The organism is Asticcacaulis sp. P2_C5 (assembly GCF_056404555.1).
In genome coordinates this window covers 35,936-55,044 of record NZ_JBFUDU010000005.1, presented here as the reverse complement: position 1 = coordinate 55,044, position 19,109 = coordinate 35,936, and the positions used below count along the sequence as shown (strand labels likewise).

13 protein-coding genes are annotated in these 19,109 nt (G+C 62.9%); 4 read left to right on the top strand and 9 right to left on the bottom strand.

What is annotated here, in order from left to right; genetic code table 11:
- Nucleotides 1-186: 186 nt before the first annotated feature.
- The 4 genes from AC1DXO_RS10090 to AC1DXO_RS10075 all read right to left on the bottom strand — a co-directional run bounded on the left by AC1DXO_RS10090 (nucleotide 187) and on the right by AC1DXO_RS10075 (nucleotide 8,305).
- Entirely contained in the window at nucleotides 187-1,734 is a 1,548-nt protein-coding gene (locus tag AC1DXO_RS10090; RefSeq protein ID WP_476978009.1) for a trypsin-like serine protease, read from the bottom strand.
- A 4-nt stretch (nucleotides 1,735-1,738) separates the two neighbouring features.
- The gene (locus AC1DXO_RS10085; protein ID WP_476978008.1) at nucleotides 1,739-3,238 is read right to left on the bottom strand and encodes a caspase family protein; all 1,500 of its coding nucleotides are present in this window, start codon (nucleotides 3,236-3,238) and stop codon (nucleotides 1,739-1,741) included.
- Nucleotides 3,239-3,241: 3 nt separating this feature from the next.
- Complete coding sequence (locus AC1DXO_RS10080; protein WP_476978007.1) at nucleotides 3,242-5,536, bottom strand: C1 family peptidase; 2,295 nt, start codon at nucleotides 5,534-5,536, stop codon at nucleotides 3,242-3,244.
- A 105-nt stretch (nucleotides 5,537-5,641) separates the two neighbouring features.
- Complete coding sequence (locus AC1DXO_RS10075) at nucleotides 5,642-8,305, bottom strand: GAF domain-containing hybrid sensor histidine kinase/response regulator (protein ID WP_476978006.1); 2,664 nt, start codon at nucleotides 8,303-8,305, stop codon at nucleotides 5,642-5,644.
- Between the two features lie 202 nt (nucleotides 8,306-8,507).
- On the opposite strand from AC1DXO_RS10075, the gene AC1DXO_RS10070 reads away from it, so the two are divergent.
- On the top strand, nucleotides 8,508-8,675 hold the full coding sequence (locus AC1DXO_RS10070) for a DUF6496 domain-containing protein (RefSeq protein WP_476978005.1): 168 nt from the start codon (nucleotides 8,508-8,510) through the stop codon (nucleotides 8,673-8,675).
- Nucleotides 8,676-8,829: 154 nt separating this feature from the next.
- Here the strand turns inward: AC1DXO_RS10070 and cydX are convergent, their stop codons facing one another.
- The 3 genes from cydX to AC1DXO_RS10055 form a co-directional block, all read right to left on the bottom strand.
- The gene (gene cydX, locus AC1DXO_RS10065) at nucleotides 8,830-8,952 is read right to left on the bottom strand and encodes a cytochrome bd-I oxidase subunit CydX (RefSeq protein ID WP_476978004.1); all 123 of its coding nucleotides are present in this window, start codon (nucleotides 8,950-8,952) and stop codon (nucleotides 8,830-8,832) included.
- A gap of 11 nt (nucleotides 8,953-8,963) precedes the next feature.
- Nucleotides 8,964-10,124, bottom strand: coding sequence for a cytochrome d ubiquinol oxidase subunit II (gene cydB, locus AC1DXO_RS10060; RefSeq protein ID WP_476978003.1), 1,161 nt, complete (start codon nucleotides 10,122-10,124; stop codon nucleotides 8,964-8,966).
- Between the two features lie 99 nt (nucleotides 10,125-10,223).
- Nucleotides 10,224-11,816 (bottom strand): cytochrome ubiquinol oxidase subunit I, encoded by a 1,593-nt coding sequence (locus AC1DXO_RS10055; protein ID WP_476978002.1) that lies wholly within the window; start codon nucleotides 11,814-11,816, stop codon nucleotides 10,224-10,226.
- Nucleotides 11,817-12,039: 223 nt separating this feature from the next.
- Between AC1DXO_RS10055 and AC1DXO_RS10050 the strand changes: the two genes are divergently transcribed.
- The 3 genes from AC1DXO_RS10050 to AC1DXO_RS10040 all read left to right on the top strand — a co-directional run bounded on the left by AC1DXO_RS10050 (nucleotide 12,040) and on the right by AC1DXO_RS10040 (nucleotide 15,616).
- Nucleotides 12,040-13,689, top strand: coding sequence for an ABC transporter ATP-binding protein/permease (locus AC1DXO_RS10050; protein WP_476978001.1), 1,650 nt, complete (start codon nucleotides 12,040-12,042; stop codon nucleotides 13,687-13,689).
- Entirely contained in the window at nucleotides 13,686-15,242 is a 1,557-nt protein-coding gene (locus AC1DXO_RS10045; RefSeq protein WP_476978000.1) for an amino acid ABC transporter ATP-binding/permease protein, read from the top strand. The genes AC1DXO_RS10050 and AC1DXO_RS10045 overlap by 4 nt, the downstream gene beginning before the upstream one ends.
- 62 nt (nucleotides 15,243-15,304) lie before the next feature.
- Nucleotides 15,305-15,616, top strand: a complete 312-nt coding sequence (locus AC1DXO_RS10040) for a hypothetical protein (RefSeq protein ID WP_476977999.1) — start codon at nucleotides 15,305-15,307, stop codon at nucleotides 15,614-15,616.
- Between the two features lie 196 nt (nucleotides 15,617-15,812).
- Here AC1DXO_RS10040 and AC1DXO_RS10035 read toward each other — a convergent pair whose 3' ends face one another.
- Together AC1DXO_RS10035 and AC1DXO_RS10030 are read right to left on the bottom strand one after the other, a co-directional pair.
- The gene (locus AC1DXO_RS10035) at nucleotides 15,813-17,324 is read right to left on the bottom strand and encodes a hypothetical protein (protein ID WP_476977998.1); all 1,512 of its coding nucleotides are present in this window, start codon (nucleotides 17,322-17,324) and stop codon (nucleotides 15,813-15,815) included.
- Nucleotides 17,325-17,395: 71 nt separating this feature from the next.
- Nucleotides 17,396-19,030 carry a secretion protein gene (locus AC1DXO_RS10030; protein ID WP_476977997.1) on the bottom strand — a complete coding sequence of 545 codons (1,635 nt, stop codon included), beginning with the start codon at nucleotides 19,028-19,030 and terminating at the stop codon, nucleotides 17,396-17,398.
- Between the last annotated feature and the right edge of the window lie 79 nt (nucleotides 19,031-19,109).

Below are 19,109 nucleotides of genomic sequence, written 5' to 3'. Positions count from 1 at the left end.
GTCTCGACCTCACGGTCTTGACCTTACGGTCCCGACATCTGTCTGGCGTCACGTTCCGGGTGTCGGTTTATGCCTTAATTGGCGCAAAACGACCCTGGATGTGATCTTTGCTGATCAGGTCGTAACATATACAGATATGGCCGTCCATATAGGGAAACAGTATTCGTATGATAAAAACGCCGCAGCCTATTTTATTTCGTAATCCAATACCGCCAGGCCCCAGCCCGGCAGGGGCGCATCTGCCGCCACCGCCGGCATGTCCCTGATCTCGGCATCGACCTGGTTGGCCAGGCTGGCGGCGAAGAAATCGGCGCCTTTTTCCGAATCCCAACCCGGATCGTAGGTCACTTCGACGCCTTTCGACTTGACGGCGTCCGAGGCGATAAAGTCCTCAAGCGTAGCGCCCGGCGGCGCCAGTATGGCCATCAACTGCGACTTGCCGTAGGGCGGCTGCGCCTCGATCTGGAACGGCAGGCTTTCGTCCGGGAACAGAGCCGGCGCACCGGCCGCGATAAAGCCGCGCGACACCTCTCCGGCGAAGTGGTTCGGGAAAACCTGAACGATCTGGAAGTCGGCATTGCGGTCGATCAGGATCAACCGCCCGGCCAGGGGTGACGATACCTTGAGGCGAATGCGCTGACCGGCGGCCAGGCTGGTCAGGCCGCACGGGCCGTCGGGGCGGGCATCACAGATCTCGACCTTGATGCGATCCTTGGCCGGCGCCAGTTCGGTCTGCAGGGCGGTGAAGCCCGCGGCTTCCTTCGGCGCTTCCTCGCTGCCCGTCGCGGGGTGGGCGGCCGCGACATCGGGCACCTGAGTGCGAATCCACGACGCGAAGGCCGAGACGCGGGTATAGATGCCGGGTTCGCCGACCTGCCCGCACGGACTTGGCCCCCAGCTGACAAGGCCGATCTGGTACGGCCGGTGGGCACCGTCATAGGCAAACAGTGGCCCGCCGGAATCGCCGTTGCAGGCATCGCCGATCGCCTGGCTAGCCGCCGCCTTGATCCAGCCGGCGCAGATCTGGCGCGGGCCGACGACGCCGCCCGTGCCTTCGCGCCCAGCCTGACAGGTGGTGGAGTCGACCAGGGGCACAAAGGCTTCCAGCAGCTTGCCTGCGCGCGCCGCCAGGATGAGGCCGTCGCGCGCCCGGAAGTTTTCAGTCGTTTCGGTTTCGGTCGTGCCAAGACCCGCCACACCCGTAAGGCCGCTGGCCGGGTCGGTGTCGGGCGACAGCGACAACGGCGCAATCGGCCCGGTCCAGTCGCGATCGACCTGAAGAATGGCGAGGTCATTATCGTAGGTCGGCTTGTGCGCCGTCTGGCTCAGTTCGTCTTCGCAGGTAGCGTCGGGGTGGGTGGTCACCTTGATCGCCCGGTAGCCCTTGGCGTCGGGCTTTTGCGTCAGGTCGACCAGGCCCGGATACAGCACCAACTGCGCCACCGGCTGGACGGCTTCGGCGCAGTGACGGGCCAGCTCGGCCGACCAGGCTTCAACGCAGTGTGCGGCGGTCAAGGCATGGCGCTTGCCGATCATGGTGGCGCCGCAGATCAGCATGACCGATCCATCCGGACGTTTGACACCCAGGGCGGCGTAGCCCGGCCAGCGCGCCGGATCGGCGACTTGGCCGCCAACTACCTTAGACGCCGGCGGCGGGGTCGAGACGCGCCCGGCCTGGGCCGCATCAGGCAGCAGAAGCAAGGCGGACAGCAGGATAAGCGCGCGTCGGATCATTGCATTAGTCCATCAAGTCCAGAAGGCCCTTGCCACCAGGATCGCCGGCCGCCGCTGCGGCCTTGTACCATTTGCGCGCCAGCTTCTTGTCTTCGTCGACGCCCCAGCCGGAATCATAGAGAATGCCAAGCGCCGTCATGGCTTCGGGATCGCCGGCATCGGCCGATTTCTGATACCACGCCCGCATTTGATCGAGATCCTGCGGCACGCCGCTGCCTTGCGAATAGAGGCGACCCAGGCCCAGCATGGCGGCGGCATTGCCGGCGTCGGCCGAGGTCTGGAACCACAGGCGCGCATTGTCGTAATCCTTGTTGGCGAGATAGGCGCGGCCGAGATCGTAGGCGACATGGCGATCGTCCGGCTTGACCTGATGAGCCTTCTGGCAGGCTTCGAGCGCCTCGTCCGGAAGTTCGATTTCGAAGGCATAGGCATTGGCGGTCGGACGGTCGGTATCGAACTGGCTGCCGGCCTTCAGGTCGCAACGCGCCACCCAATCGACATTGCTGGCAGGAGGCGATGCTGGCATGGCGGCGACAGGTGCGACCGGAACGGTTTGCACAGGCTTGGCCGCGCAGGCATCGCCCTCGAGCCGCGCCTGCGCCTGACCGGCAAAGGCGCCCTTTGGATACTGAGCCAGATAGGCGCGGAAATCGCCGCAGTCGCGCGACGACAACCATACGGCCTGTTCCTTCTGCCAGTCCAGGTCCGGTGCCGGGGCATAGTTGTTGACCGTGATCTGGCAGCCCGCCAGGCACAGGGTGTCGTAGATATGGCTGCTCGAATAGGGTCTCTGTTTGCGGCCGGTCGACTGCGAAACCTCGATCTGTACGGCTTCGAACATCTGGCCGACACTCATTCCCGGCTTGACCAGCTGTTTGGCCAGTATGGGTGCATAGATTCCCACGCCGGCGATCTCGCCGGCATCGGTCGAATAGGCGACCAGCGTATTAGGCTGGGCGTTGACGGCGATCAGGCCCTTGCTGGCGGCCTTGCCCAGGCTGGGCGTATTGCGGCAGGCGTCGATGACTATGATCACGGCCGAAGCCTCGGTGCGCGACATCTGGGTCAACAGATCGCCCAGCTTGATCCCCGAAGCCGGCAGGTCGGCCGCGACCTTGACGTCGGCATCGATGGCCAACAGGTAGTTGTCGCCCTGCTCATCCGTCGGATCGGCCATGCCGTGGCCGGTATAGTAGATGAAGCCGAGCGCGCCCGGCGAGGCGGCCAGTTTGCGGCGAAAATCCTTCAATCCCTGGTCCAGGCTGGGTGTACCGCCGATCCCGGTCAGGGTGGCATCGCGAATGCGCGTGACGTCGAAACCGTCCTTTTGCAGGGCGTCGGCAATCAGCCTGGCCTCGCCGTCGGTATCGGGCAGCGGCGTCAGGGTGCGGTAATCGACCTGATTGATGACCAGGGCCAGGCGCGCTGGCCCGTCAGCAGCATAGGCGTGTGCCTGCATGGCGGCCGTCAATATCAAGGCAATAAGGAGCAGCCACCGTTTCATAGGTTAGTGTCCCGTCTTGAGGTTCAGTTCGGTAATGCCGATACGGCCCCGGTCGTCCGTGATCGATATGCGCAGGCGATGCTGGCCGGGCGGAAGTGCCATCGGCGCGCTGCTCAGGCCGGCGGCATTGACATTGGCCTGGGTCAGGACACGCGTGGTCAGGTCGCGCCAGCCGACCGCCGAGCGATATTCGATACGCAGGGTATCGGGCAGGACGCGGGCGCCAGCCGACGGCTTGAACATCATCTGCAGGCTAAGCCGGCCATCGCTCAGCGTGTTCAGCGACGACGCCTGCGGGCTGAGCAGATTGATCTTCGGTCCCCACGGATCGCCAAGCATCGTCACCGGTCCGGCGCCAAACAGCGGTTCGCCCGGGCCGAAACTGGCCAGTTCATCAGGTGTCACCAGCCAGGCATCGGCCACCTTCGGCGTATCACGGACCTCGACCTGGACGATCTGGGCGGTAATCGACGGATCGGCCTTGATCGCCCGGGCCAGGTCGCCACGCAGGATATCCATGAAGCCGACTTCGGAGACATTCTTGTCGAGGGGATTGACCGTAACCGGCCCCTTGCCGGCGACCACAAGAACGGCCTCGGTGCCGTAGGGCCGGCTGGCGGTCAGATGTATGCCGGTGCCGGGCGCGCCGAGCGTCAGGCGCCGGCGGCCATTGCCGTCGGGCTTGACTTCGCGGCGCCAGATCTCCTTGGCCGACTGGTCGGCCTGAAGGTAGAAGATCTGGACGAAGGGCGCCTGGTCCTGGACCTCGACATCGATCTCGAAATGATCGCCGTTGCGCAGTATGGCCGTGGTGGTGACCGGCGCATTGTCCTCGGTGATCTGAACGCCACGCGCTACCGGTGGCGCATCGGGTTCGAGATTGACGACACGGGCAGCCACGCCGCCACGCGCCACGGCGTCTTTCAACAGGCCGCGAATCTCACAGGCGGGCCACGGTATCTCGTCCATCACCACGGAAACGCGACCTGCATATTTGCCGGTGCGGGCGCGCAGATACTGGACTTCGTCGACGCAGCCATAGCCGGTCAGACGATAGCCGCCATCGACCTGGCGCACCTGGACCTCGCCTGTCTTGAACTCGCGCGCCATGCCCGTCAGGTCGGCGGTCAGGTCAGGCAGGGCTACAGGCGCCGGTGGAGGTGGAGGTGGAGGTGGAGGTGGAGGTGGAGGTGGCGCCGCCACCGGCTTGGCTGTGGTAGCAGGCTTGAAGGGTTTGGCAGGTTGGGCCGGCTTGGCGGCGGACGGAGCCGCCGCGGTCGGCGCGGTCTGAAGCGGCATCGACGGCGACGGCTGCGGCTGCACGGCCTGGGTTTCGGCGGCCTGGTTCTGGGCCGCGGAGACCATCGGTACGGGTGTCATGGCGACGGCGGGGGCCCACACGCCTTCGCTCGGGATCATCGGTGGCAGAACGTCCTTGAAGACATAGGCTTCCTGGACCAGGGCCATCATGGCGCTATAGCTGACCCAGGCATAGCCGCCGTCCCCCCAGCCGGCGCCCCACGAATTCATGAGGCGAAAAGCGCCCTTCTCTCCGGTCCTGGCGGCGACCATGTTGTCGTCATAGCCGACAATGACCATGGCGTGACCGCCCTTGGCGTACTCACCGGTCGACTGCGGTCCCAGGGTGTAGACCTCCGCACCGCGGATATTGTACTGCCATTCCGGATGGTTGAACTTGACGCCGATAATGACCGGCCGACCGCGCGACAACATTTCCCGATAGCTATCGACACGATGTATGTTGGCGTCCGGAATTGTCTCGTAGCCCGGCACCTTCCACTGACTGGCCACCGCCAGTTCGTCGGGACCCGGGGCAGGAAGACAGGTCGCCTGATCATAGGGAAATTTCGCCAGGCTGGTCGAACCGTGATTGACCACCACGCCCATGGCATCGACCAGGGTGGCGGGACCGCAAAAAACACCTTTTACATTGGGCTGGGTCGTCGACGAATTAAAAACGAAGGCGGGACTGGAGATTTCCGAGTCGTTCATCGGCTTATGACCGGTCAGGGTCGCCAGATAGTAGGATCGCGCAGCAAAGGAGACCGCCCAGCCGGTGCACGACCCCTGATAGCCCTGATGCCGCGGAACCGGGAAATAGGGCGAAAGGTCGACCTTCGACAGGAAGACGACGCTACGAGCGCGTGCCGCGTGGGGTTGTTTGGCGTATTCTTCCTTGCTGAGGGGGATATAGCCGGTCGCGAAATCGTCTGCGGCCGCAAGAGCGGGCGCCAGCGCCAAAGCGGCTATCACCATGCCGTACAGTTTCCTGGCCACTTCACACCCCTGCACGTTTATCTTATTAACTACCGGTGCCACAAAGGCCGGAGTGTTTCAAGCGATCTGGAAGTGTGGAAGGTTTCCTTTCGCGACTTGTAATCCTCAGGACTTTACGAGATCGAGCAACTTGGCCCTGAGTGCCTGGGGATCGAACGGCTTGGCGATATAGTCGTCCATACCCGCGGCCAGGCAACGCTGGCGGTCAGCCACCATGGCATGGGCGGTCATGGCGATGATCGGCGTGCGCTTCGCACCTACGCTATCCTCGTACTGGCGTATCTGACGCGTGGCCTCGATACCGTCCATGCCCGGCATCTGAACATCCATCAGGATGGCGCCATAGGTGCGTCCCTGCTGTATGAGGTCCACGGCGACGCGTCCGTCGTCGGCCACCTCGCAGACATAGCCGAAGTCTTCGAGAAAATAGACCGCCACCATGACATTGGCCGGCGAATCTTCGACCAGCAGGATGGGGATGTCGGTCGCCGCGGCCGACATCCCGTCCCTGACCGCGGCGCTGCCCTGAGTCCCGGCCTTTGCGCGTTGCAGCGGCAGGCTGACCGTAAAGCTGGAGCCCCTGCCTGCTGTGCTGTGCGCCGTGATGCTTCCCCCCATGGCTTCGGTCAGCGACTTGGCGATCGACAGGCCAAGGCCGCTACCACCGTATTTGCGGTTGATCGAGGAGTCGGCCTGGCTGAACTTGTGGAAGATGAGGTCGAGCTTGTCCGGCGCGATGCCGATGCCGGTATCGCTGACGGTGAAGATCAGGTTCTCGGTCTCCGTATCGTCATTTGGCTGGTCTGGTGGCGTGCAGGAAAGGGCGATAACGATCTTGCCCGTTTCGGTGAACTTGATGGCATTGCTGCACAGATTGACCAGAATCTGCTTGATGCGGGCAACGTCGCCGATAAACAGGCGCTCGGTTACGCAGTCACAGCTATTGCGCACCGACAGGCCGAGGTTCTTGGCCCGCGCCTGCAGGGCCATCATCTGGACGATGTCGTCGACCATATGGCGGGCGTCGAAGGCGGCGTGTTCGAGCTGCAGGTTGCGCGCCTCGATCTTGCTGAGGTCGAGAATCTGGTTGATCAGATCCATCAATGCCGTGGCGCTTTCGCTAAGGACGGCAATCACCTTTTCCTGGCGCTCGGTCAGGGGCGCGCTGCGGCTCAGTATCTGGGTCGCGCCGATGACGGCGTTCATCGGCGTGCGAATTTCATGGCTCATATTGGCCAGGAAATCGGTCTTGGCGATATTGGCCTGTTCGGCGGCATTGCGCGCCTCGCTCATGGCGCGGGCCAGTTCGCGCAGAGCCTCTTCGCTGTCGCGCAAAGCACGCACCGACCGGGCGCGTTCGACGGCGTCCCAGGTCTGTTCGGCGACATCGCGGATCAGATCCAGTTCATCCTGGTCCCAGTCGCGCGGCGTTGCATGGTGGGCGTAGATACCGCCCAGCGACCGTCCGGCGCGCCGGATGCCGGCGCTGGCCACGGCCCTGGCGCCCAGTTCCATAAATTTGGAATTCGAGGTCAGCGGGTCCGTGGTCACGTCGGCGACGCCCGGGTTCAGGCCTTCGCGCTTGGCCTGACGATAGTTGCTGCCGATATTGGCGGCGGGCCACGGGCCGGTGATCGGGGCCAGGACCCCATCCGTCCAGCACAGGCCGTAGTCGAGCGTGTCGACATCCGGGACTTCGAAAAAACCGACGCGATTGACACCGAGATGGCGGCCCAGGCCTTCGACCGCCGCCAGGATGATGGCGTCGGGATCGTCGGTTTCGCGATGACCTTTCAGCAGGTCGAACAACAGGGTCTGCCGCGCCTGGTTGCGGCCGACGATCGCTTCGGCGCGGTGGGTGTCGGTAATGTCGAAACCTTCGCAGAAGATGCCGAAGACCTGGCCGTCGTCGCCGCTCAGCGGTTCGTAGATGAAGTCGAGATAGCGCACCTCATCGACGGCGTCGGGCCCCGCCCGGAAGCGTACCGGCGCCGCGCGGGCGACGAAGCGCTCCCCCGTCTCATAGACCTGATCCATAAGTTCGTAGAAACCCTGGCCGGCGATATCGGGAAAAGCCTCGCGCAAGGGCTTGCCGACCCAGCCCGCGCTGTTGAACAGTTGCCTGTGAGCATTGTTGACGAATTCGAACACATGGTCGGGCCCATGCAGGATGCAGACGAAGCTGGGCGCCTGCTCGAACATGCGGCGCTGGCGCCGCACCTCGTCGTCCTTGTGGCGGTGCGCCTGGATCGCCTGGGTGGTTTCGGTGCAGACGACCAGGACACCGCCGATACCGGCTTCGGCCCGGTCATCGTCGATCGGGCTGTAGCTGTAGGTCCAGTAGACGTCTTCGCGCTGGCCATTGCGCGTAATGGGCACCAGGGCATTTTCGTGCCAGGTGGCGCCGCGACCCGTCATGACCTGGTCGATCTGTGGGCCGATAATGTCCCAGATCTCGCCCCACACCTGACGTCCCGGCTGGCCCAGCGATCCGGGATGGCGTTCCGGACCGATCGACTGGCTGTAGGCATCATTATAGAGGCAGATTAGATCGGGTCCCCAGAAGATGTACATGGGATGGCCGGTATTGAGCATCAGCCGCACGGCGATGCGCAGGGACTGCGGCCAGGTCTGCGGCGGCCCGAGCGGTGAGTTCGACCAGTCGTGCGCCCGCATATGCGCGCCCATCTCGCCGCCGGCCGCCAGGAAGGCAAGTCCTGACGCTGCTGCCCGGTCGTCATCGGGAGAATGGCCGCGATCGGCTGACATGTCCTTGATAAAGGCCCTTACCCAGTATGGCCGCCATGTTCGCAGGCGTCCGGATGCTTGGCAATTCGAAGTTTCGGGCAATTCGAAGTTTCGTGTTCGAATTATTTTATTCGAACCGTCGGCGGCGGTTTTCGCATGGCTTTTTTGCCCTGATCGGCGGCTTAATCACGTCGCAGCGGCTGGGTCACGAAGGAGAATGACGATGAAGGAATCGGCAGGACAGCAGAAAAAAGTCGGCAAGGTCATGCATGAATTCAAGGAAGGCGAGTTGAAAAGCGGCAGCGGCGCCAAGGTCAAGTCGCGCAAACAGGCCGTCGCCATTGCCATGCACGAAGCGCATATCCCGAAAAAGGGCAGTACGCGTCACTAGAGAAGGAATCGGAACCGCGAATGAACGCGAATGAACGCGAATGAAAATAACTTACACTGGCCGGCTGCCGGGCATGAGTTGAGTTTGAATTCTTATTCGCGTTTATTCGCGTTCATTCGCGGTTCCAAATCTTCTAAAACTATCGAACGTAAATTTACTCTCGATACGGATCTTCAGCGTCGGGGTCGTCGGTCGTATGATATTCGTACCAGATGCCGTTCAGTACGCCCACCGCGACGGCCAGTCCGACGCCCAGTATCCAGGTAAAATACCACATGTGTTTGCTCCTCAATACAGATCGGGGTTGGTTTTGAGATGGCCCACGCCGACCCGGCCGAACAGGACCTTGTAGACCCAGGCGGTGTAGTAGAGGACCAGTGGCAGGAAGATCGCCGTGACGAATAACATGATGCCCAGGGTCATGTGCGAACTCGACGCCGTCCACACCAGCAGGCTCGAATGGGCGTCGGCTGAACTGGGCAGGATGATCGGGAACATCGACAGGCCAACGGTTGATATGATGCCGACGACGCCCAGCGATGAACTCAGGAAGGCCAAAAGACCCGACTTTATGCGCATGGCCAGGAAGGCGGCCAGCGGTCCGGCAAAGCCAAGCAGCGGCCCAGCCCACATCCACGGATATTTAGCGTAATTGTCCAGCCAGGCGCCGGCGGAAGGGATGACTTCGGCGCGGGTCGGGTTGGAGGGCCCCGCCGGCAGGACGTCCGCGACGACGTGGAAGCCCAGGTCCGTAAAACGGATGAAGACGTAACCGACAGCGAACAGGACGATGGTGGCAAGGGCCGCAAGCGATCCATAGCTCATGGCGCGATCGTGCAGGGGCCCTTTTTCGACCTTCATACCCAGCCAGGCGGCCCCTTGGGTGACCAGCATGGCGACCGAGGTCAGGCCGCACAGCAGGGTGAACGGCGTGAACAGCTTCAGCAGGCTCATAAAGGTGCCGCCGTCATAGGTGACGCGCAGGTCCGAGTCGAAACGGAACGGCGCGCCGGACAGGACATTGCCGACGGCGACGCCGAATACCAGGGCAGGAACCAGGCCGCCGGTGAACAGCGCCCAGTCCCAGTTGCGCCGCCATACCCTGCCCAGCCGTTTCGAGCGGTATTTGAACCCGACGGGTCGCAGGATCAGCGCCATCAGGACCAGGAACATGGCGAGATAGAAGCCGGAAAAGCTGACGGCATAGACGAAAGGCCAGGCGGCGAAAATGGCGGCGCCACCGACGATAAACCACACCTGATTGCCCTCCCATGTCGCGCCGACCGTATTGATGACGGCGCGGCGCTCAGCATCGTTTCGGCCGATAAACGGCATCAGCACCATGGCGCCCATGTCGAAGCCGTCCATGATGGCAAAGCCGATCAACAGCACGCCCAGAAGGCCCCACCAGATGACCCGCAAGGTCGGATAGTCGATAATCGGTTCCATTTTCTTCTCCGCTCAATTGCCGCGAGGCTCCTCGCATCAGCTCGGGCGCGCGGTCGCGCTTGCCAAGCCGCGAAGACGCGGTTTGGAGTTGCTTAGAATTTACTCTGCAGGGCCAATGACCGGCATGGCCGGATCGTCGGTCGGGCTGGTTTCCGGGTCGTGATGCATGCGGCCGAGCTTGGCTTCATAGGGTCCCTTCTTGATGGTCCTGATCATCAGGCCGATCTCGATCACCGCCATGACGCCATACATCACCGTGAAGCCCACTATGGTCAGCCAGATCTGCGTCCGGGTCAGGCTGGAGGCGCCCATGAAGGTCGGCAGGACACCGTCCACGGCCCATGGCTGGCGTCCGATCTCAGCCAGCACCCAGCCGGCTTCGATGGCGATCCACGGCAAGGGTATGGCCAGGATGCAAAGACCAAGAAACCACTTTGCCCGCACCTTGTCGAAAGTGACCATATAGAAGGCCAGGGCGAACAGGCCGATGAAGAAGAATCCCAGGCCGGCCATGGCGCGGAAGGTCCAGAACATGACCGGCACATTGGGAATGGTATCGTTGGCGGCTTTGAGGATGGTGGCGTCATCAGCGGTGCGCGGATCGGCGACATAACGCTTCAGCAGGAGGCCGTAGCCAAGGTCTGCCTTGTGGCTTTCGAATTCAGCACGCGCCGCGATGTCATTTGGATTGACCTTCAGGCGCTCGACGCCGTCATAGGCCACCATGCCTGAGCGGATGCGTCCTTCCGCCTTTTCGACCAGGTCCAGAATGCCGATAACCGGCTTATCCAGGCTACGCGTGGCGATCAGGCCCAGGACATAGGGAATCTTGACCTCGTAGTCGGTGCGCTGTTGCGCGACATTGGGGATACCGAACAGGGCGATGCCGGCCGGCGCCTTTTCCGTGTGCCACATCGATTCCAGGGCTGCCAGTTTCATCCTCTGGTTATCGGTCAGGGTGTAGCCCGACTCGTCACCCAGGACGACAACCGACAGGGCTGATGCCAGGCCAAAAGCTGCCGCCACCGCCATCGAGCGTTTCGCGACGCTTACCCACTTACCCTGCAACAGATAGATGGCCGAAACGCCCATCACAAAGACGGCCGCCAGAACGTAGCCGGCGCTGACGGTATGGACAAACTTGGCCTGGGCGACGGGGTTGAACAAGACCTCCATGAAGTTGCTCACCTCCATGCGCATGGTCGCCGGATTGAACTCGGCGCCGATCGGGTGCTGCATCCAGCCATTGGCGATCAGAATCCACAGGGCCGACAGATTGGTGCCGAGCGCGACCAGAAAGGTGACCATCAGGTGGGCGGGCTTGGAGAGCTTTTCCCAGCCAAAGAACATCAGGCCGACAAAGGTCGCTTCGAGGAAAAAGGCCATCAGGCCTTCGATGGCGAGGGGGGCACCAAAGATATCGCCGACATAGTGCGAATAATACGACCAGTTCATGCCGAACTCGAATTCCATGGTCAGGCCGGTGGCGACGCCGAGCACGAAGTTGATGCCGAACAGCATCCCCCAGAAGCGCGTGATGGTCCGCCATATCTCCTGACGCGTCAGGACATAGACGCTTTCCATGATGACTAGCATGAAGCTCAACCCCAGGGTCAGTGGCACGAACAGGAAGTGGTACATGGCCGTCAGGGCGAATTGCAGCCGTGACAGGTCGACGGTAGTGAAGTCCATGCTTGGCTCTTTCATCCTTGTGTCCCATTGGATGGGACAACATCTAAAATACGCTTCGCTGTTGCGGCAGCCTTGATGTAAATCAAAGCCTGTCGTGACAAAATCTCTCATGCCCGTCTTTGCCAGACCCAATCTTTGCCAAACCCAGTCTTTGCCAAACTATGGTCGCGCAACAAATCCATACAAATATTAGGGCCTTATTCTGACGCTCTCAACCGCCCAATTGTCGCACCCGAAACCCGATCCCTCTCCTGCCCAGATTCGCGCCCGCCTGGACTCCTGGGGACGCGATAGCGATGGGTCCGGTCGAGCTGGTACATGGTTGTCGCTGGCCGACAATCTGCTGGTGGTCGGCTTCGCCTGGGGGCTCAGTCACGCCGTGACCAATCTGGCCGGCCGCAATCCAGATCTTTCGTCCGTCCTTGCTCCGGCAGCCATCCTTGTGGTCGTCATGACGGCCAGGGCAGTGTTGGGCCTTTATGCTCATAGGCTTAATGTGAGGTCAGCACAACGAATCGTACGACGCATCCGGGGCGATTTCATGTCTCTCGCCCTCGCCGGACGTATCGATGCGCGCGCCAACGCGGCCGGGCTCAATACGCTGTTCGAAGACAGTGAGCAGCTCGAAGCCTATTATGCCCGCTTCCGCCCGGCAGAACTGCAGGCGCGGGTCTTGCCATTGCTGATCCTGGGTATCATTGCTAGCCACAGTTGGGTTGCCGCCGTTATTCTGGCGGCAACCCTGCTGCCGTTTGTCGCATTGATGGCGCTTCTGGGCATGAGCAATGCTGCAGAGGCGAAACGGCAGATGGATGCGCTGTCGCGGCTCTCCAACCTGCTGCTCGACCGTATACGCGCCTTGCCGCTCATTCTCGCCTTTGATGATGGACGGCGTCAGACCCAGACGGTCGGCCGCGCAGCCCACGACGTCGCCGAACGGACCCTGCGCGTGCTCAAGATTGCCTTCGTTACCTCGGCCGTTCTTGAGTTTTTCAGCGCGCTCAGCGTCGCCCTGATCGCCGTCTATTGCGGCTTCTACCTGCTGGGTGAATTGCCGTTCACGTCGCCGGAGCCCCTGACCTTCGCGACGGCCTTCTTCGTACTGGCACTGAGTCCGGAAATCTATGCCCCGATGCGCCGTCTGGCCGCCGCCTATCATGACCGCCAGGCGGCTATGGCGGCCACCGAAAGGCTGATGGCCATTGCCATAATGGACGCGCCTATCGCGGCGACAATAATGACGACGCCACCGGAGATCGTTTACGACAAGGTCGTTGTCTCCTTTGCCGACGATGCCGATTTTTGTATCGGGCCGGTCAGCTTCGCGTGTGCGCCGGGTTCCGTCACCTGCCTGTCGGGTGCGACGGGCTCCGGGAAGACGACCCTGCTGCGCCTTTTGCTCGAGCCCGGTCGGGCGGCGGGTGTGAGGGTCGATGGCCGGCACATCGGCCCAGATCATGACGTGTCTGGGCAAATTGCCTACGTTGCCCAGACACCGCCAATCCTCGCCGGAAGCCTGCGTGACAATTTGCGGCTGGCCAATCGCCATGCCGATGACGCCAGCGTGGCGGAAGCCGTTACACGTTTCGGCCTGGGAGACCTGATAAGTCGTCGCGAAGGCGGCCTGGACACAGTTTTGGACGATCGCGGCACCGGGCTGTCCGGTGGCGAGCGACGGCGCATCGGCCTGGCGCGCGCCTGGCTGAAGCCAGCCCTTGTGGTGCTTCTGGATGAGCCGTCGGCCGATCTCGACGCCGCGGCCGAAGACGAATTGATGGCCCTGCTGCCGGCGCTGTTCGAAGGGCGCACGGTTCTGCTTTGCAGCCATTCAGCGCGGCTGAAGGGCATGGCAGATCAGGTGATTGCCCTGTGACCGGTGATTTCAAGGCCATGTTCAATTCTCTGCGGCGCGGTTTTTCCGGCCGCCTCATACTGACTTCGGCGATGGCAGCCGGTGTGTCGGTCGCTGCGGTTGGGCTATTGGGTATGTCAGGCTGGTTCCTGACCGGCGCAGCCATCGCAGGCGCAGCCGGTCCGCTTGTCGCCCACGCCTTCAACTATCTCCTGCCGGCTGCGACCATCCGCTTCCTGGCGATCGCACGCACGGGACTGCGCTATGGTGAAAGGCTGGTCGGCCATGGCGTCGCCCTGCGCGTCATGGCGCAACTGAGACCGGCCCTGTTCGAACGCATGTTAAGCATCTCACCCGAAACCGTGTTGCGGCTGGGCCGCGGCGACGCTTCGAGTCGATTTGTCCAGGATGTCGGCACGATCGAAAACGGCCTGGTCATGCGCAGCGCAGCCTCTTCGGCCATAGCCGGAACTGTCATGGCTCTGGTTCTGGCGGGATTGGGATCGATGAGCGCTGCGGCTGTCCTGACCATGGGCATAGGTTTGAGCCTGGGCGGGGCGTTGTGGATTCACCGCCGGCTTCCCGTCCGGTCTAACGACAGTGAGAGCGAAACCGTCGCAGCCCTCAAGGGACGTTTCCAGGAATTGCTGACGATCATGCCGGATATCCGCACGGCCGATCCGCAAAACCGCTTCGACCTGGGGTTGGTACAGCTTGAGGACCAGCTTATGGCGGCGCGATCGCGCACCGTGTCCCGCGATACGGTGGCGCAGGCCTGGCTATTGTTCATGACCGGCATCTGCCTGGCCGGCATGGCTTTGGTGAGCCGCCATACTGCCCTGCCCGGCCTGGCCCTGGCCATGCTGGCAGCCAGCCAGGGTTTCGAAAGCCTGGGCGTTTACATCAAGGCGCTCGGCCAGAAGCACATTCAGGCCCAGGCGCAGACGCGTGTCGCCGCGCTTTACGATATGGGTGGCGCCAGCCCGCGCAAAGGCCTGGATCTGCGCAACGCCTTCTTCAGCCATGGTTCGCGGCGTTTTCAACTCGACGGAACTCTGCGACTGCGTATCGACGGGACTTCGGGAGCGGGCAAGACGCGGCTGATCGAAGGGCTGATCGGTCTGCGTGATCTTGCCGAACTGTCCGGCGTATTTGATGCCGGCCTGTTTGCGCTGGCGCCGCAGGACGCCGGCATACTGACCGGTTCGGTGCGTCACAACCTGACCATGGCCGGCACTGGCCTCAACGATGAGACACTGTGGGCGGCGCTCGACGATGCAGGACTTGGCGCGCGGATGCGAGCCCTTCCACGCCGCCTCGACACCTGGATCGGGGACGGCGGCATCACCTTGTCAGGCGGTGAGCGCAAGCGCCTGGCCCTGGCACGTGCCTATCTGCGCCAGGCGCCGGTTCTGATCCTCGACGAACCGACGGAAGGCCTGGATGCTGCCACCGAAGCCCTTGTGGTCCAGCGGCTGGAACATCGGCTGACACGGACCGGCCAGGGCCTGATCCTGATCAGTCACCGCGAAGCACCGCGTAGACTGGCGACCGATATCCTCGCCTTGCAATAACTACTGCTTTTTTACCGCAATCGGCGGCACAGTCCGGGTCAGCAATGCCCCGGGAGATCGCTATGGATATCGTCACGCCTCGCTCCGCCCCCCAAACCACTACGATGCCGCCACCGTCGGCGCCACGGAACATCGACGCGGAAAAGGTCGATGTCTATGTCTGGAAGCCGAAGGGACCTTTGATTGCCAAGACGCCCAAGGCGCCGCCGCCGCACGATCACGAGCCTTCGACGCCGATTGTGTCGCTGTCGTCCTCATCGCCGTCGTGGCCGCGCATATGGCGCGTCTTCCTGGCTGGCGCTATCATGGGCCTGGCGATTACCAAGGCGACCGAATTGCTGCTCAAACGCGACAAACCGGCCAAGACAGACTGATATGGCCTGAGCAGCACCTCTAGAGCGAAATGACTTTAGGTAGAATCGTCATTTCACTCCAATTGTTTGTTTTGCCGCGCAATTTAACCGAAAACGGGGCCGCCCGTGCGGTGGCATCCACTTTATCGGATTGCGCTCTAAAAAAACGGCGACGCAGGGGACCCGCGCCGCCGTAAGGTTCACCCCGTCCGCAGAGTCAGGGGTGGATCGCTGTGGGAGAGACGGCGGGCGTCCTTGAGGGGGTATCCGGCACGAGCAAGGTCGTTTTCGGTGCTATGGTCACCGTAATGCTCTTGCCGAACCGCGCATCGCCGGCTGTCGCGCCTTGCGCCGTAACCGTGATCGTCAAAGGCCGGTTGTAGCAATCGGCGACCTCATTCACCGTCAGCGCAATTGGAAAGCTCGCAAGATTTGCGGCAGGCGTGACCGCGCCCGTTCCACCGGTCAGGCAATTGGTACCCGCGGGCTGGCCGGCAATGCTATAGGCAAAGGTCTGGGCGGCGCGCGTTGCCTGGATCGGCGTCACCGTCAATTTATAATCCGAAACGGTGCGCCCGATATTGGGCAAGAAAAACGGGGCTGCGACCGATCGGACGCCGAACCCCGGTTGCGACTGGATGACGAGCCGTAGTTTGGCCGAGTCGGAGGTCGGGTTAAGGCTCAGATCGTAGCTATAGACTCCCACAAGGTCGCGCCAGGTGTCACGCGGCAAGGTCAGGGTCCCCAGGCGGCCGCTGAACGTATCGGCCGTGTCGGTAAAGCCCAGGACAGGCCCGCCATTGCTGGTCTGGCTCAGCGTGGTCGTCACCGTGGTGACCGGGAACTTGGCGGTGACCTTGCCGGTGCCCAGCCGGTCATAGGCGGCCAGGACAGGCTTGGTCCAGCAGTTGAACACCGCGCCGTCGCGCTGATTGGGCAGGGTAATGGTCAAGGTCGGCGGCGTGGCGGCGGTCAATTGCGTCCGTACGCCGTTTTCGTCGCCGCAATTGCCGACGGTCGCCTGAAAATCAGCACCATGTTCAAAGGCCGGGCGGTTCATCTGGGTATCGCAGGTCGCCCCCATAGCGCGGAAGTTCACGCAGGCCTGATTGGCGGTGGCACCCAGGAAATAGCCCTGGATAAAACAGGTCGATATTCCAGCCAGCAGGCGCTGGCTGCAGGTATTGCTGGCGGTTTGCAGCAACTGCGCATCATTGGCCTGACGTTCCGCCGCGGTCAGGGAAGCGCCATTGCTGAAATTGTCTTCTTCCCATTCGGCCTGAGCGACGACGATCGGAACGGCGCGGATGTCGAACTCTTCGCTGCCGATATGCAGCACGCCGGAATTGGCCGAGGTGACCTTCGGCAGGGTGATTTCGACGACGACCGAAGCGATATTGCCGCAGCCACGCGCGGAATTGACCACGCCGATGCGGCGATCGGTGATGGCGGCATGCGCCACCTCGCCGCCGACACCGGTTATGCCGCTGACACTGGCCTTGGGCGACAAGTCGATGCCCTGGCCATAGAATTCGAACGACTGGCTGCCGCTGCCGGAAAAGCGCATCACACCGTCGCCGGCGTGCCAGAAGGCGAACGGATTTCGTTCGTGGGGCTGGGCGCAGTTGCGATCGCTGTCACGCGGTGGCGCCATGGTTTCAGCGGCAAGGGCGGGCGCTGCGAACGCGGCAAGCACCAGGGTGATGAACGCGCAGACTACAGGTTTCATGATCAATCTCCGTTGATCCCCGCGGGTTGAAAGTCGGTAAGGTTCGGCGGGTTCGGGCCCGCTCTAAAAACTCAGGGCAGCAAAAGGTCGCCGAGGATTTCGCTTTCGTCGCGCGGCAGGTTGGGCCAGTCGAGCGTGGCGTCCCCTGCCCGGCCGCGCTTGAACAGACGCGAATGCGACAGCTGGGCGGTGATGGTGGTAAGGTCGCTGCCCGGCGCCACGACCGTGTCCCACAGCCCGACCAAGCGCTGCACGGCGTCCGGACGCGACCACGGCTGGGCATCCATGGCCTGGGCCGGGGCGGGCGTCACCAGGATCAGCACGGCGTCGCGCCGGTTGGTGGTCGAGCGGCGGTTGAACAGCGAGCCGACCACAGGCGCATGACCGATGCCCGGCGTCCGCGAGCTTGAGGAATCGCGCACGGCTTCCGACAGGCCCGAGAGGATCAGGGTCTTGCCGAATCCGACCTCGACAGTCGCGGTCACCGACTGGCGGAAGGTAATCAACGATTCGGCAAATGTGCCGACCTGGTCACCCGACAGGTAGGAGCGCGACACCTCGATGCGCAGCTTGGTCTTGTCGCCATTGATCTCGATCGGCGTGACGTGAACCGTCGTGCCGACATCGATGCTTTCCAGCGAACTGGTATTGACGCCGCCGACCGCGACGCGGGCGGTGCGTCCGACGAAGAAGTCCGAGGTTTCGCCGGCATAGGCGGTCAGCATGGGCCGCGCCACGACGCTGTAATACTGGCCGAAACGGTTGAACAGGTTGAGGCTGTAGGTCAGTTGCGGCAGGCTGATGGCGTCGGTGATGGTCCGGGTATAGGGCGAGATATCGGCGCCCTGTGACCGCGTGACGGACGACTGCGATTCATAACCGTATTGCAGCTTCAACCCGTCGAGCAGGTTCATGCCGACCGTGTCCTGCTGCATCGTCTGCGACAGGACGATGGCGACATCGACCGAGACCTGGTTGATCGGTTCGGGCGCGGCAAACGTGGCCTGTGACGGCGTGTCGCTGAAGCTGGTACGAACCAGATCCTCGACACGCGGCGCGGTCTCCGCCGCCGTATCGGGCGACATCAGCGCAAGGGTGCGGACCTGGGCGCGCGCCGTATCACCGTCGCCGATCGCCGCATAGGACAGGGCCGCCATGCGCACCGACGCCGTCGCGCCCTCGGCGTCCTGGGGCAGTTTCGCGGCACGGTCGGCCGCAACCGCCGCCAGCGCCGGGTCGCCGGCCCGATAGGCCGCCATTGACAGGGCCAGGAGCGCGCGGCCGTCCTGGGGCCGGGCCAACACCGCGCGAGCGAAATAGGATTCAGCCTCGGCATAACGACCACGACTGAACGCGGCCCGACCCGCGAGGACGCTGGCCCAATAGGCGTCCTGACCACTGCGCAGGGCCAGGTCGTAGCCGGCAGACGCCATGTCGAGCTTTTCCGGATCGCCGGCGGCCGCCTGCTCATAGGCCAGGGCCAGCAGGGTCTGGCGGTTGGGATCGGACGGGTTACGCGCCGCAGCATCGCCGAACCCGGCGATCGCATCGGCCATATCGCCGGCTTTCAGCGCCTGGGCCGCGCGGGCCATGACCGACATATCACCTCCGGCCGCCGTCAGGCCGGGCGCCGGCGTTTGCGCCGTGCAGGCGCTCAGGCAGACGAGGCCTGTTGTCAGAAGCAGACTTGCCAGCTTGCCGGCCATAGCGCTCTCCATTGCAATATGCCGGCGTTCCTAACGCGTCCGCGGCCTGTGCCGCCATCCCGCGATTAAGGGGTGTACA

Excerpts from the sequence above, each read along its gene's own strand:
- AC1DXO_RS10075 (WP_476978006.1), bottom strand. The coding sequence starts at position 8,305 with ATGTCAGCCGATCGCGGCCATTCTCCCGATGACGACCGGGCAGCAGCG.
- AC1DXO_RS10090 (WP_476978009.1), bottom strand. The coding sequence starts at position 1,734 with ATGATCCGACGCGCGCTTATCCTGCTGTCCGCCTTGCTTCTGCTGCCT.
- AC1DXO_RS10085 (WP_476978008.1), bottom strand. The coding sequence starts at position 3,238 with ATGAAACGGTGGCTGCTCCTTATTGCCTTGATATTGACGGCCGCCATG.
- AC1DXO_RS10055 (WP_476978002.1), bottom strand. The coding sequence starts at position 11,816 with ATGGACTTCACTACCGTCGACCTGTCACGGCTGCAATTCGCCCTGACG.
- AC1DXO_RS10035 (WP_476977998.1), bottom strand. The coding sequence starts at position 17,324 with ATGAAACCTGTAGTCTGCGCGTTCATCACCCTGGTGCTTGCCGCGTTC.
- AC1DXO_RS10030 (WP_476977997.1), bottom strand. The coding sequence starts at position 19,030 with ATGGCCGGCAAGCTGGCAAGTCTGCTTCTGACAACAGGCCTCGTCTGC.
- cydX (WP_476978004.1), bottom strand. The coding sequence starts at position 8,952 with ATGTGGTATTTTACCTGGATACTGGGCGTCGGACTGGCCGTCGCGGTG.
- AC1DXO_RS10040 (WP_476977999.1), top strand. The coding sequence starts at position 15,305 with ATGGATATCGTCACGCCTCGCTCCGCCCCCCAAACCACTACGATGCCG.
- cydB (WP_476978003.1), bottom strand. The coding sequence starts at position 10,124 with ATGGAACCGATTATCGACTATCCGACCTTGCGGGTCATCTGGTGGGGC.
- AC1DXO_RS10070 (WP_476978005.1), top strand. The coding sequence starts at position 8,508 with ATGAAGGAATCGGCAGGACAGCAGAAAAAAGTCGGCAAGGTCATGCAT.